10 protein-coding genes are annotated in these 13,980 nt (G+C 72.8%); 4 read left to right on the plus strand and 6 right to left on the minus strand.

The annotated features are described in order from the left end of the window. Positions 1-17: 17 nt before the first annotated feature. Genes O7622_RS22975 through O7622_RS22985 form a run of 3 tightly spaced genes read left to right on the plus strand, consistent with a single transcriptional unit; the run spans position 18 to position 5,151 of the window. A complete protein-coding gene (locus O7622_RS22975; RefSeq protein WP_282310269.1) occupies positions 18-1,460 on the plus strand; it encodes a cytochrome P450 in 1,443 nt (480 codons plus the stop codon). Further along, positions 1,457-3,349, plus strand: coding sequence for an ATP-binding cassette domain-containing protein (locus tag O7622_RS22980; protein ID WP_282310270.1), 1,893 nt, complete (start codon positions 1,457-1,459; stop codon positions 3,347-3,349). Before O7622_RS22975 ends, O7622_RS22980 begins: the two co-directional genes overlap by 4 nt. Further along, positions 3,346-5,151, plus strand: a complete 1,806-nt coding sequence (locus tag O7622_RS22985; RefSeq protein WP_282310271.1) for an ABC transporter ATP-binding protein — start codon at positions 3,346-3,348, stop codon at positions 5,149-5,151. The genes O7622_RS22980 and O7622_RS22985 overlap by 4 nt, the downstream gene beginning before the upstream one ends. 16 nt (positions 5,152-5,167) lie before the next feature. Here the strand turns inward: O7622_RS22985 and O7622_RS22990 are convergent, their stop codons facing one another. The 4 genes from O7622_RS22990 to O7622_RS23005 all read right to left on the minus strand — a co-directional run bounded on the left by O7622_RS22990 (position 5,168) and on the right by O7622_RS23005 (position 10,397). Beyond that, positions 5,168-5,368, minus strand: a complete 201-nt coding sequence (locus tag O7622_RS22990) for a DUF202 domain-containing protein (protein ID WP_282310272.1) — start codon at positions 5,366-5,368, stop codon at positions 5,168-5,170. Positions 5,369-5,456: 88 nt separating this feature from the next. Beyond that, positions 5,457-6,131, minus strand: a complete 675-nt coding sequence (locus O7622_RS22995) for a hypothetical protein (RefSeq protein WP_282310273.1) — start codon at positions 6,129-6,131, stop codon at positions 5,457-5,459. Between the two features lie 203 nt (positions 6,132-6,334). After that, a complete protein-coding gene (locus O7622_RS23000; RefSeq protein ID WP_282310274.1) occupies positions 6,335-7,165 on the minus strand; it encodes a M23 family metallopeptidase in 831 nt (276 codons plus the stop codon). Positions 7,166-7,307: 142 nt separating this feature from the next. Beyond that, a complete protein-coding gene (locus O7622_RS23005) occupies positions 7,308-10,397 on the minus strand; it encodes a discoidin domain-containing protein (RefSeq protein ID WP_282310275.1) in 3,090 nt (1,029 codons plus the stop codon). A gap of 196 nt (positions 10,398-10,593) precedes the next feature. On the opposite strand from O7622_RS23005, the gene O7622_RS23010 reads away from it, so the two are divergent. Beyond that, positions 10,594-10,983, plus strand: coding sequence for a beta-1,3-glucanase family protein (locus O7622_RS23010; RefSeq protein ID WP_282310276.1), 390 nt, complete (start codon positions 10,594-10,596; stop codon positions 10,981-10,983). A gap of 100 nt (positions 10,984-11,083) precedes the next feature. Here O7622_RS23010 and O7622_RS23015 read toward each other — a convergent pair whose 3' ends face one another. Together O7622_RS23015 and O7622_RS23020 are read right to left on the minus strand one after the other, a co-directional pair. Beyond that, entirely contained in the window at positions 11,084-12,631 is a 1,548-nt protein-coding gene (locus O7622_RS23015) for a cellulose binding domain-containing protein (protein WP_282310277.1), read from the minus strand. 163 nt (positions 12,632-12,794) lie between these two features. Continuing rightward, positions 12,795-13,973: a glycosyl hydrolase family 18 protein gene (locus O7622_RS23020; protein WP_282310278.1), complete on the minus strand. Its 1,179-nt coding sequence runs from the start codon at positions 13,971-13,973 to the stop codon at positions 12,795-12,797. Positions 13,974-13,980: the final 7 nt, after the last annotated feature.

Genomic DNA, 13,980 nt, shown 5'->3' on the forward strand with positions numbered 1-13,980 from the left:
AAAGGAGCACCACGACCGTGACCTCCTCGGCCGCTCACCCCGCTCGGCTGCCCGGCCCGTCGGGCCCACCGCTCGTCGGCTGCCAGATCGCGTTCCTGCGCGACCCGCTGGGCTTCCTGGTACGGGCCCACCGCGACTACGGCGACCTCGTCGCACTGCCACTGAACGGCGGCCGGGTCGTCGCCGCGTTCGGCGCCGCCGAGGTGGCGGCCGTCTACGCCGGCCTCGGCGAACACGTGGAGATCAGCGGCGGGGGCGGCATCAACCTGCAGTCCCGCGACGAGGTGCAGGGCCGGGGACCGCTGAACTCGACCGGGGCCGAGCACGCGGCGTACCGCAAGATCTGCCACCGCGCCCTCGGCCAGCACTCACTCGCCGCCTACAGCGCCGTGGCCGTCGAGGAGACCGAGCGGTTGCTGCGGCGCTGGCGGCCCGGCCAGGTGGTCGACCTGGTGCCCGAGATCACCGCGCTGACGCGGCGGATCTTCAAGGTGTACATGTTCGGCACCGACGTGTCCGGGACCGCGCCCGACGCGGACGCCGCCGTCGACCTCTACATCGATGTCATGGAGTCGACCGTACGCCGACTCGCCACGACGTTCGTCCCGGTCGAGATCCCGGGCCTGGCCCAGCGCCGCCGGCTGCGTACCGCGACCTCGGCGATCGACGAGCTGGTGGCCGGGCTCGACGCGGTGCGTGGCGTGCCGCCGCGCCACTCGCTCGCCCAGGCGCTGCTGGCCGAGTTGGAGCGCGCCGGGCTGCCCCGCGACCCGCGGCTCGTGCGCGAGTTCATGTTGCAACTGCACTTCGCCGGTCTGACGTCGCTCGCGTCGGCGCTGATCTGGGCGCTGCTGCTGCTGGCGCTGCACCCGGCAACCACGGCCGAAGCCCTCGCCGAGCTGTCCGGCGCCACCGGCGGGCGCGTTCCCCGCCCCGAGGACGTCAAGGCCCTGCCGTACCTCGAAGCCGTGCTCAACGAGACGATGCGGCTGTACCCGGCCGCAGCGTGGGAGTTCAAGCAGACCATCCGCGCCACCGACGTCGGCGGCCACCGCCTGCCCGCGGGGACGACGCTCATGCTCGCGCCGTGGGTCACCCAGCGCAGCGAGCGCTCGTTCGCCGACCCGCTCACGTTCGACCCGGGGCGCTTCGTCGGCCGTGACGACTACCCGCCCGGCGCCTTCGAGCCGTGGGGCACCGGGGAACGTTCGTGCATCGGCAAGATGCTGGCCCGCAACGCGTTCCGCTCCGTCGTCGGCGGCATCATCCAGCGGTACCGCCTGGACCTGGCGCCCGGCCAGCGCATCGAACCGCACCCTGGCCTGCTCGGCACCCGCATGCTGCCCCGCCCGGGCGTCCGGATGGTCCTCGCCGACCAGGACGGCGACCCGGGCCGCGAGGTCGCCGTCGTGCGCGGCTCGGTGGTCGGCGCCCGGCCCGGACCGGCGGGGCGCTCGTGACCCAGGCGCTCGCGATCGGCGCCCGGGTGGCCCGGCACGTGCGGCACGTGGTGGCCGCCCGCTGGCGGCTCGCGACGTTGCTGCCGGCCGCCGGCTGGCCCGCGTGCGTCGCCGCGGCGGCATGCAACGCCGTCCTCGGCGTGCTGCCGGTCATCTTCGTCGTCGCCACCGGCTCGATCCTCGCCGGGCTGCCGGCGGCCGGCGGCCCGCAGCGCGCCCGGGTGCTCGGCGCGCTCGTCGTGGCGGCGGCGGCGTTCACCGCCCTGCAGGTGCTCGTGCCCGTCCAGGCGGCGCTCGGCGAACTCGTCGCCCGGCGGGTCGACGCGCGGGTGCGCGACGAACTCATCACCGCCGCGCTGCGCCCGCCCGGCCTGGAGCGGCTGGAGGACCAGGAATCGCTGGCACTGCTGGACCGGGCGCGCGGCGAACTCGACCGCGCGTTCCAGAGCCCGGGCCGGGGAAGCGCGGGACTGCTGCACCTCATCGCCCGGTACACGCAGTTGCTCGGCTTCGCCGTGGTGCTCGGCGCCCTGTACTCCTGGCTCGCCGGCGCCGCCGTCGCCGCGGTGGTGCTGCTGTTCCGCCACGGCCACCGCGGCGGCCTGCACCGGTACTCGAATGTCTTCCGCGCCAACGCGCACCTCCGCCGGGAGGGCGACTATCTGCGACAACTGTCGATCGGGCCGGGCGCGGCCAAGGAGATCCGCGTCTTCGGCCTGGCCGGATGGCTCGCCCACCGCTACCGCGCGCACCACCTGTCATGGCTGCTGCCGACCTGGCGGGCGCGCCGGCGCATCATGCTGTGGCCGTACTTCTGGTACACCGGCGCGGGCCTGCTCGTCACCGCCGCGGTCCTCGCCGGTGTCGGCGCCTCGGCAGCGCAGACGGCCGCGACGGCGCAGGCGGCGGTCGCCATCCAGGCGGTGATGGGCGCCGTCCGGCTCGGCGAGTACTACCCCGAGGCAGACCTGCAGACCGAGTACGGCGGCGACGCCTACGGCGCGGTGCGGGAGTTCGTCGGCCGGACCGAGGCGCAGCGGGGCGACCCGCCGGTCGTGCCCGCCGATCGCGCCGAGGTGCCACCACCCCGACACGAGCTGCGCTTCGAGGGTGTCACCTTCCGCTACCCCGGCCGGCCGGAGCCGGTCTTCGACGGTCTCGACCTGAGCATCGCCGTGGGCCGTTGCACCGCCGTCGTCGGGCTCAACGGCGCCGGCAAGACGACGCTGGTGAAGCTGCTGGCCCGGCTGTACGAGCCGGACGCCGGCACGATCAGCGCGGACGGCACCGACATCCGCCGCTACCCGGTCGAACGCTGGCGGGCCCTGCTCGCCGTGGTGTTCCAGGATTTCCTGCGCCACGAGACCTCCGCCCACGACAACATCGGCCTAGGCAGCGTCGCGCACATCGCCGACGACGCCGGGATCCGCTCCTCGGCCGCGGCGGCGGGCATCCTCGACGCGCTGCATGGGCTGCCCGACGGCTTCGCCACCCCGCTCGCCGCCCACGTCGAGGGCGGCACCGACCTGTCCGGCGGCCAGTGGCAGCGCGTCGCGCTCGCCCGCGCGCTGTTCCGCCTGCGCCACGACGGCGCGATCCTGGTCCTCGACGAGCCGACCGCCAGCCTCGACGTGCGCGCCGAAGCCCGGTTCTTCGCCGAGTTCGCGCAACTCACCGAGGGACGGACGACAGTGCTCATCTCGCACCGCTTCTCGACCGTGCGCCGGGCCGACCACATCGTCGTGCTCGACGGCGGCCGGATCACCGAGCAGGGCAGCCACGACGAGCTGGTCGCCCGCGGCGGCCGGTACGCCCGGCTCTTCCGCCTCCAGTCCGACCGCTTCGGCGAGGAGCCCGCGGCGGGTCACGGCCAGGTGGCGACGGCATGACCACGGCCACCGAACCGCCTCCACGCGGCGCCTTCACCACCGCCGTCGGCGACCTGCTGCGCCGCTGCTGGGAGCAGAGCCCGGCCAAGACGCTGACCGCCGCGACACTCATGATCGTCAGCGGCGCGACGCTACCACTCGCCGCCGCCGCCCTCCGGTGGCTGCTCGACGCCGCGGCAGCCGGCCAACGCGGAACCGCCGCGGCGGCGGGCTGCGTGGTGGCGGCGCTGCTGCTGGCCGCGCTGACCCTGGGCCACTTCGCCCACGTCGCCTACTTCGAGCTGGCCGAGCTAAGCCTCGTCGACTACGACGTCGAGCTGATCGGCCTGGCCAACGGCTCCCCGGGCCTCGAGATGCACGAGGACCCGGAGCGGGCCGACCGGCTCGCGGTGCTGGAGGAGGAGATCCAGAACGTTCGGCTCGCGCTGGAGGCGCTGCTCGCCGCCGGCGGGTTGCTCGTCGGCGCGGCCACCACGGCGACTCTGCTGGCCCTGGTCCACCCGGTGCTGTTGCTGCTGCCACTCGTCGCCGTTCCGCCGCTGTTGGCCGGCCGCCGCGCCGAGCGGATCCTCGACCGCGCGCGGCTCGCCGCCGCCGCGCCCACCCGCCTGGCCCGCAACCTGTTCCAGCTCGCGACCCGGCCGGCGAGCGCCAAGGAGCTTCGCGTGTACGGCCTGCAGGACGAGATCCGGCGCCGGCACGCGGCGCAGTGGCGCTCGGCCGGTGCCGCGCTGTGGAGCGGGCACCTGCGCAGCGGTGCGCTACGGGCGCTCGGGCAGTTGTCCTTCGCCGTCGGCTACGTCGGTGCGGTCGGTCTCGCCGTCCGCGAGGCGGCGGCCGGGCGGCAGAGCCTCGGCGGCGTCGTGCTCATCATCGTGCTCGCGGCCCAGGTGAATGCCCAGGTGGCCCAGACCGTGTCGCTCGTGCCCGCGTTGCAGCGATTCGCCGCCGCCGACCGCCGTCTGCGGGAGCTGCGCGCCGCCGCCGGTGACCGGTCCCCCGGCGGGGACGGCCCGCCGCCGGACCGGCTGCGGGAGGGCATCGCGCTACGGAACGTGTCGTTCGCCTACCCGGGCACCGGCCGGCCCGCGCTGCGCGACGTGGACCTGCTGCTGCCGGCCGGCTCGACCGTCGCGATCGTCGGCGAGAACGGCGCCGGCAAGACGAGTCTCGTCAAGCTGCTGTGCGGGCTGTACCGTCCGTCCCACGGCACCGTCACCGTGGACGGGGTCGATCTCGCCGGGCTGAGCCTCGACGGCTGGCGCGGTGTCGTCACCGTCGGGTTCCAGGACTTCGCCCGCTACGAGTTCGTGGCCCGCGAGACGATCGGCGTCGGCGACCTGCCTCGTGTCACCGACGGCGACGCCGTCACCGCCGCGCTGGCCCGCGCCGGCGCCGCCGACCTGCCCGCGCAGTTGCCGCAGGGCCTCGCGACCCGGCTCGGCACCAGCTACGCGCCGGGCACTGACCTGTCCGGCGGGCAGTGGCAGAAGACGGCGCTGGGCCGGGCCATGATGCGCCGGGCGCCGCTGCTGGTGATCCTCGACGAGCCCACCGCGGCGCTGGACGCGGAGGCCGAACACGCGCTGTTCGAGCGCTACGCCGCGCAGGCCGCGCGCACTCGCGCGCACGGCGCCGTCACGGTGCTGGTCTCGCACCGTTTCTCGACGGTACGCATGGCCGACCTCATCGTCGTGCTGGACGCCGGCACCGTCGCGGAGGCGGGCGACCACGACGCGCTCATGGCGCTGGGCGGCAGCTACGCGACGCTGTACCGGATGCAGGCCGGCGCCTACCGATGACGTCCGGCGTCGCGGTTCAGCCCAGGTCGGTGAGGTGGACGGCCACGATCGCCGTCGCGATCACCACCACCCCGGCGGTCGCCGGCACCGCGCCACGTCCGGACGCGGGCAGGTCCGACGGGTGCAGCAGCGCCACTCCCCCGGCCGGCATCGTCAGCGCGGTACGCAGCCAGGCGAGCAGGGTGCGCTCGTCGGTGGGCAGGAACCGGACGTCCACGTCCTGGCCAGCGCCCGGGTGCACGACGTCCCGGCGGTGTGACGCCGGCGGTCCCGCGCCGTCGCTCGGCGCGGGACCGGCTCCGCCGTCAGCAGGCCGCGCGCTGACCCGAGTGGTGGGTGCCGATCCGGCCGACCACGGTCAGGTCGGTGAGGGCGCTGTTGGCCGCGCGTGCCACGTAGCACGAGTACCGATGCTGGTTGATCACCTCAAGGTGGATGTGCGCCCCGCTGTCGCCGTTGACCTGGTAACAGCTGGAGTACCGGAACCGGCCGGTCTCGCCGAGCTTGGTCCACGGTCCGACGGATGCGCCGACGACGACACCGCCGGGCTTGTTGTTCACGTGCATCACGTCCGCCCGACCGATGACCTCGCCGGTCGCGGTGTCCCGTGCCTCGAGCCCGATCCGGTAACCGCCGTCGGCGAGGTTGCCGGTCGCGCAGCCCGCCCGGACGGTCACCACGGTGACCGCGACCGGGTGCCCGGCCGCGGTCTTGGTGCCGAAGGGCGAGACGACGGTGGCCCCCGGGGCGCGGTAGATGTCCACCGCCCAGTCGTTGGTGTAGCCCCAGTTCCCGAACACGATGTGATGGCCGGCCGGGCCGGACACGCCGAACCGGTCCCAGGTGGACGAGCCCTGGATCGGCGGGTAGACCCCGATCGTGTCGGCCGTGGCGTGCGCGCCGGCCGGGGCCGCCGGCGCGGCAGCGGCGCCCAGGGCGAGCAGGAGCACGCCGAGCGTACGGGCGAGACGGAACTTCATCGTGCCTCCGAAGGGTGTGCGTGGCAGGACGGGTCGACCCGTAGATCGACGAGGATGGATGACGATACCGCCTCCGGCCGCACACCGGGCGGGGCCGCTGTCATGAACGGCACCGAGCCGGCACATCGTCCATCGCTGTCAACCGATCTGTCGCCGCCCGGTGGCACGCACGACCGGCAGGCGCCCGCCCGGACGGCACGGCGTCAACCGATGCCGTCGACCGCCGCCCGCAGCGCGTTGATCGACGGATCCCAGGTGAAGGTCAGGACGGGGATGCCGGAAGCGGCGGCATTGCTGTCGCCACCGAGGACCACCGCCCGCGGCTTGGCGGTGCCCTGGGGAACGACGAGATACCAGTTACCGCGCACATTCGCGATGAACACGTCATCTACCTCCTGATCCGGCGGGTTCGGGCCGGCGACGTCGCCGACGTGATTCTCGAAGTCGACAGTCGCGCGGAAATTGGTCGGACCACCGGTGTTCAGCCAGAGGCTGGTGTGCACGTGCGGTCCCACACCGGAATCGCTGCCGTTCGCCGAGGAGCCGGAGTATGCGATCGTCTGACCTCGCGACACGCGTTGACCGGTGGAGACGGCGATCCGCGACAGGTGCAGGTGCCGGGTGTAGTTGCCGTCGTCGTGCGCCATCCCCACGACGCGACCGGTCGCGGTGGAGGTGTCGGTCTTCACGAGACGGATCGTGCCGTTCGCCGCGGCCACGACGGGAGTCCCGGTGCCGACCGCGTAGTCGGTGCCCGGCTCGCCCGAGGGCGGTGTCCGGTTCCGGTGGTCCTGCCACGAGCTGGAGATCCGGACGTTCCCGCACGGCCGCTGATAGCTGCCGGCGGCCCGGGCGGTGTCGGGCAGCAGCGCGAAGGCGGCCGACACCCCGGACGCCGCCAACGCGGCGCTCGTGATGAACCCCCGCCTAGAGAGCGCTCGCAGATAGGCGATCCCACCGAGATCCTCGGGCCGCGGATCGTCGTGGCCGGCAGCGCGCGGACGATCGGGGCGAGGCTGCCCACTGAGGATCATCAATGCAAGATACTGCCTCGTCCGGTGCCGCACAAGGGATCCGCCCCTTCCCCGGACCCGGTCCGCACCAGGCGCCGGCCTTCCCCGCCCGTCCGACGGCCCGCGTCGCCGGGCCGCCGGGCGGTGGCCCCGTCCACGTGACTCAGAAGCCGGTCAGCCCGGCGCCGTACGGGTAGAGCGGGTTGCCGTAGGTCGTGGCCGGTGCCTGATCGGCGCCGATCGAGGCCCGGGTCTGGGCCCGCTCGGCCGCGCTCGCGCCGAGGTCGTACGGCAGGTCCCACGCCTCGACCGCGTCGGCCGGGGTGTCGGTGCCGCCGGGACGCAACACGTCGGAGAGGTCGCGGGGCAGTTGCCAGGGCAGCTTGCCGCGCGGCTGGTAGTCGCCGAAGAGCAGGCCGGCCAGGGCCGGGCCCATCTCCTCGCCGCCCCGGTAGGTGACCACGATCGCGCTGGCCAGGTTGCGCCACTCGGTGATGACGTAGGGCCGCGGCAGGACCAGCGCCACCACCACCGGGACACCGCGGGCGCGGAACTTCTGGATCACCGCGAGCTGTTCCGGCGGCAGGTAGGGCTGTTCCTTCGGCCAGTTCGTCGCGTGGGTGTAGGAGGACTCGCCGACCGCGACGACAGCCAGCTTCGGGTTCGGGCTGTCGTCCTGGTGGACGGTCACCCCGGCCTGCGCGGCCCGGGCCCGGACGGCGTCCAGGATCGTCTGCGACCCGTACTCGGCGTGGAAGAAGCTCGTCCACACGCAGCAGGAGCCGCCGTCGGCCGCCCGGGGACCGGCGACCACGATGTCGTCACCGGCGGTGAGCCGCACCGGTAGCGTGCCGGCGTCGTTCTTCAGCAACGTCATCGCCTCCCGCGCGGCCTGGTTCGCCAGCGCCGCGTACGCCGGCTGGTGGAAGCGGTACGGGCCGTTGACCGGATCGCCGTACGGGGCCTCGAAGATGCCGAGCTGGAACTTCACCCGCAGCACCCGCCGGACCGCGTCGTCGATCCGCGACGCCGGCACGTTCGCCACGAAGTCGGCGATCGAGAAGCCTGCCGCGCCCGGGTCGGCGCCACCCATCACGTCGGAGCCGGCCTTCGCCGCGCCGATCCAGGATCCGGACGGCAACCAGTCGGTGGTGATCAGGCCCTGGTAGCCGAGATTCTGCCGCAGGTAGGCGAGGATCTTGGCGCTGTCCCCGGCGCCGGGCCCGCCCGGGTCGAGCAGCGAGCTGCCCGCGTAGCCGGGCATGATGTTGACCGCGCCCGCCTCCATCGCCGCGCGGAACGGGATCATGTGGTACTTGATCGTCACGTTGTCGTAGACGATCAGGGCCTCCCCGCCCGCGCCCTCGCCCGGCCAGTGCTTGACCGTCGCCAGCACCGAGTGCGGGTTCAGCTCCGGACCACCCTGCAGGCCGGCCACCAGGGCGCGAACCTGGGCCGCAGCGACCTGCGCGTTCTCGCCGTTGCCCTCCTGGATGCGGGGGTAGATCACCTTGGTGCCGACCTCGGCCAGCGGACCGAGGACGCCGCGGGTCCCCACTTCCAACTGCTCCCGCCGCTGCATGTCGCCGAGCCGGTAGTCGAGCGGGTAGTTCTTAGCGGCGGCCAGCGCGCTCTGCATCGGGTAGGTCGTCTGGTAGCCGTGGATGGTGTCACCCGCCGAGACGAACGGGATGCCCAGCCGGGTGCCGGCCGACGCGAGCAGTTGCTGGTGCAGGTCCGCCGCCTGCGCCGGGCCGAAGTGCCAACCCGAACGGGGGTACGCCTGGGCGTTGTAGAAGAGCTGGTACGCCTTCTCCTCGGGCGTCATCCGTGAGAGCAGGTCGTCCACCCGGGTCTGGACCGGCAGCCGCCAGTTCTCGTACGGCTCGATGGTGCCGTTCCGGTTGAGGTCGCGGGCGCCGGCGACGACGCCGACCCCGTCGGCGACGCTCTCCAGCGTGGGCAGGTAGACGCTGAAGCGCCGGATGTTCGAGGTGACCGGGGTGCCGCCGACCGTGGTGACGTACCACTGGTAGGTCCAGCGGTCCGGCAGGTCCCAGGTGGGCGTGTACGACGTGCCGGACGGCTCCGCGACCTTGGTGTAGAGGTCGAGCAGGTTGCCGGTGGCGGTGAAGTCGTAGTCGGTGCGGCTGATGTTGAGCCACACCTGGTAGCGGGTCGCGCCCGCGACCGCCGTCCAGCTCAGCGTGGGCCGGCGGGTGGTGGTGACCATCGCCGCGTCGGCCGGAGCGGTCAGCGCGAACTGGTCGCGGGTCGACGGCGGGCGGGTGGGGCCGGAGAGCAGCGGCGCGGTGGTGGCGGTGTCGTCGACGCTGCCGTACGCCTGCAGCTCCCACAGCGAGTAGCCGTAGCCGGTGGCCCGGGTGGTGCCGTAGAGGCGCAGGTAGCGGCCGGTCCCGGCGACGGTGAGCTGTTCGGTGCCGCCGCGGCCGGTGGTGGTGGCGTAGATCGTGGTCCAGGTCGACCCGTCGGCCGAGGTCTCCAGCCGGTAGCCGGTGGCGTAGGCGGCCTCCCAGACGAGCACCACCCGGTTGATCGTGGCGACGCCGCCGAAGTCGATGCTGAACCATTGCGGGTCGCTGCCGAACTGGCTCGACCAGCGGGTGGTGCTCCGGCCGTCGAGCGCGGCGGCGGGCGCGTTGCCGCCCTCCCACGAGGAGGCGGTGACCGTCCGGAACTCCGAGATCGGCCGGCCGGTCGGCGGCGGAGTGGTGCCGATGCTGCCGAAGACCTTGAACTCCCAGAGCGAGTAGCCGTATCCGGTGGCCCGGGTCGTGCCGTACATCCGCACGTACCGGCCGGTGCCGGTGACCGCGAGGGTCTGGGTGCCGCCGGAGCCGGCGGTCGTGGTGTGGACGGTGGTCCAGGGTCCGGACGGCGCGGACGCCACCTGGATCTGGAACGCGGTCGCGTAGGCCGCCTCCCAGACGAGCTGAACCTGGTCGACGGTGGCGGTCGCGCCGAGGTCGACCTGGAGCCACTGCGGGTCGGCGAAGGCGCTCGACCACCGGGTTCCGGCGTCGCCGTCGGTGGCGGCGGGGGCCGGTGTGGCGGCCCCCTCGGAGGACGAGGCGGTGGTCGGGCGGCCCTGCGAGATCAGCGGTCCGGCCGCGGCGGCGGCCGGTCCGGGCACGACGAGGTAGGTGGCGAGGAGGGCGAACAGCGCCAGCGCCACGGCGGCCGGGCGGTGCCGGCGGTGCACGGGTACGGGCGTCGGTGGTGTCGCGGGCATGCGAGGCTCCCGGATGGTGTGGTGGGGACCGTGCGGAGAGAGCGTCCTCAAATCCAGCCTCATCGACGCTCTTCGCTGAAGTCAACGAAGTGCGGAAAGTCCGGAAAAGATCATGGTGTGCGGCGTTCATGTCCCCACCCCACCCGTCCCGCACCGGCTCGCACCGGCCCACCACCGCCGCCGTCCCGGGCGCCGGTTGCTCACCGGATACGACGTCGCGGTCGGCGAGAACGAGGCGACCTCCGCCGAGGACCGCTCGGTGACGTTCCAGCGCTCCGCCGACGCGTACGCCAGCTCCGTCGGACTGTCGGCGGCCACGTCGGACATCTTCGGCTGCGCCGGCCGGTTCGCCGGTGACCCGACCGGCTGCGCGGCGCTGAACCGGCACACCGCGCAGTTGCCCCGGGCGCAGTGGGCGGATCCGAGCCGCTTCTACCAGCAGTCGCCGGCCAACTGGTACGCGAAGTTCTGGCACGACCGCGCCATCAACGGCCGCGCCTACGGCTTCCCGTACGACGTCGCCGACCAGTCGTCGTTCGTCTCGCACGGCGACCCGCAGTGGTTGCTCGTCGCCGTCGGCTGGTGAACGCGCGACGGTTCCGGAACCGCCCGGCCGGTTCCGGAACCGTCCACGGCCTACGGCGTGGGGACGGGAGGCCGACGACCGCGGTGGGCGGTCGGGCCGGTCAGGGCAGCGCCTTGAGGAAGGGGCCGTGGTTGAGGCGGAACTCCCAGGAGTAGTAGCGGTCCCAGTTGATCGACCAGGTCATGAGGCCTCGGAAGTGGGCGTTGGTGCCGCTGCGCGGGGTGTATCCGCCGCAGTTCTGGCCCCGGACGAGGCAGGTCACCGCCTGCTGCACGCCGGCCGGGGCGAGGTAGCCGTTGCCGGCGCTGGTGGAGGAGGGCGCGCCGAACGCGACCTGGTCCTCGCGTAGCGCGGGGAACACGGCGTTGGTGTTCCCCGCGACGGGGAAGCCGGCCAGCAGCATGTCGGTCATCGCGATGTGGAAGTCGGCGCTGCCCATGGTGTGGTACTGGCCGTCGAGCCCGACGATCGGGCCGGAGTTGTAGTCCTGGACGTGCAGGACGGTGAGGATGTCGCGCAGCGCGTGGATCACCGGCAGGTAGGAACCGGCCCTGGGATCCTGGCCGCCCCACGGGCCTGAGCCGTAGAACTGGTAGCCGAGCTGCACGAAGAACGTCTCCGGGGCCATGGTGAGTACGAAGCCGGCCCCGTAGCGTTGCTTGAGGGTGCGGATCGCCGAGATCAGGTTCACCACGACCGGGGTGGTCGGGTTGCGGAAGTCGGTGTCGCCGGTGTTCAGGTAGAGGGAGTGGCCCTCGAAGTCGATGTCCAGGCCGTCGAGGCCGTACCGGTCGATGATCGCCGACACCGAACGGACGAAGGTGTCCCGGGCGGCGGTCGTGGTGAGTTGCACCTGCCCGTTCTGGCCCCCGATGGACAGCAGCACCTTCTTTCCCTGCTGCTGCTTGGCGCGGATCGCGGCGGTGAACTGGGCCTCGGTCTCGACGGTGGGGCATTCGGTGACGGGGCAGAGCTGGAAGCGGATGTCGCCGGAGGTGACGGAGGTGGGTTCGCCGAAGGCGAGGTTGATGACATCCCAGTCCGCAGGTACGTCGGCCATCCGCAGGTAACCGGCGCCGTTGGCGAAGCTGGTGTGCAGGTAGCCGATCAGGGCGTGCTTCGGCAGCCCGGTGTTCGGCGGGTTGGTGGGCGGGGTCGTCGGTGGCGCCGTGGTGGGTGGCGGCGTGGTGGGTGGCGGCGTGGTGGGCGGCGGCGTGGTGGGCGGCGCCGTGGTGGGTGGCGCGCCACCGCCGCACGGCGCGCCGTTGAGTGTGCAGGCGGTGGGCAGGCCAGAGCCGGTGACCAGGAAGCCGAACGACGCCGACGCGCCGGGGGCCAGGGTGCCGTTCCAGGAACGGTTGGTGAAGGTGTGCCGCTGCCCGACGCTGGTGACCGTGGCGTCCCAGTACGAGCCGAGGGTGGTGCCCGCGGGCAGCGTGAAGGCGACCTGCCAGCCGGCGATCGTGCTCGACCCTCCGTTGGTGATGGTGTAGCGACCCTCCCAGCCGGTGCCCCAGTCGGAGGTCTTGGTGAACGCGGCCGTCGCGCCGGCAGCCAGTGCCGGACCGGTGAGGGTCAGGGTAGCCGCGGCGACGGTGACCAGGGCCGCCAGGGCAGCCAGGAGCGGGGTTCGAAGTGTGCGCGCCATCCGGTCCTCCGGGGGTGTCCGACCGAGGGGTATCGGGAAGCTGGTGTCGGGTTCGATGACTCGACGTGGGTGGGGCCGGTGAGCGGCGGCGTAACGGTGTCGTCCGGATGCCGGTGTGATATCCGGACGACACCGCGCCTTGCCGGCCACGGCGTGACAGTCGCTAGAAGCCGGCGGAGATCCGGCTGAACTCCCAGTCGCTCTGGGCGATGCCGCTGCAGTTGGAGACCACGCCGCCACCGGCGCAGCCGCGATCCCGGTTCACCGCCCAGAAGGTGAATCGAGCGAGCCCGCTGCTCCTGGCGTAGTCACGGATCCGCGTCCAGGTCGCCGGCGTGGTGACCTCCTGCTGGTCGGACAGACCGTTCATGCCGGAGATGCCCATGTGGGCGTACGCGGTCTGGTCGTTCCAGCCGAACGTGGACTTCAGCTGATTCTTCAGGCCCTCCGCGGCGTTGCGGGTGCTGGTGTACATGTCGGCGCCGCCGCCGAAGTCGAACGGCATGATGGTGAAGACATCCACGTTGGCGTTCAGTGCCCGGGCCTGGTTGATCAGCCGGACGCCGTGCGCGTTGGGTCCGCTCGTGGTCGTACCGAAGGTCAGGATCGTGGTGACGCCCGGGTTGTTGCGCTTGATGATGCCCAGGGCACTCACGATGCGGTCGGCGACCGTGTAGTTCTCGAACTCGTCGTAGTTCTCGATGTCGATGTCGATGGCCTTGAGGCCGAAGGTGTTGATGACCTTCTGGTACGCGCCGGCCAGGGCCTCCGGGGTGGCGCAGTTCGGACCGAGCTTGTTGCCCTGCCAACCCCCGATCGACGGGACCTTGGTGGCACCGGCCGCCTTGGCCTGGTTGATCCAGGACTCGTGGACACCGCCGGTCAGGCCGCCCTCACCGTCCCAGACCGGGTTGCAGCCGTTCGCCAGCACGAACGCGACGGTGAACGCGCGGACGCCCTGGCCGGTGATCGTCGAGGGCGCCGGCGGGTTGCCCCAGCCGGGATAGACGTACGGCGCCGCAGCCATCTTGCCGGCCGGCGGCGGGTTGGTCGGGCCGGTGGGCGAGGGGGTCGGCGGGGTGGTGCCGCCGCAGGTGCCCTGGTTGGCCCAGACGTCCCACTGGCCGCTGTGCGTGGCCGGGTTCTCGTTCTGGGTCCACCACTTGGCCTGGTAGTTGACACCCTGGTACGACGCCTGGCCGCCGCCGACGTAGACCTGGGACGCGGACCAGGCCGGGTAACAGGCCGCGGCCGCGCTCGACGTGGTCATCGGGACGATCGCGACGGCGGTGGCGGTGACCGTGACGGCGGCCAGGGACAGGATCTTCTGCCTGAGTTTCATGGCACTC

Source organism: Micromonospora sp. WMMD1076, from assembly GCF_029581475.1.
In the GTDB taxonomy this organism is placed as follows: Bacteria; Actinomycetota; Actinomycetes; order Mycobacteriales; family Micromonosporaceae; genus Micromonospora; species Micromonospora aurantiaca.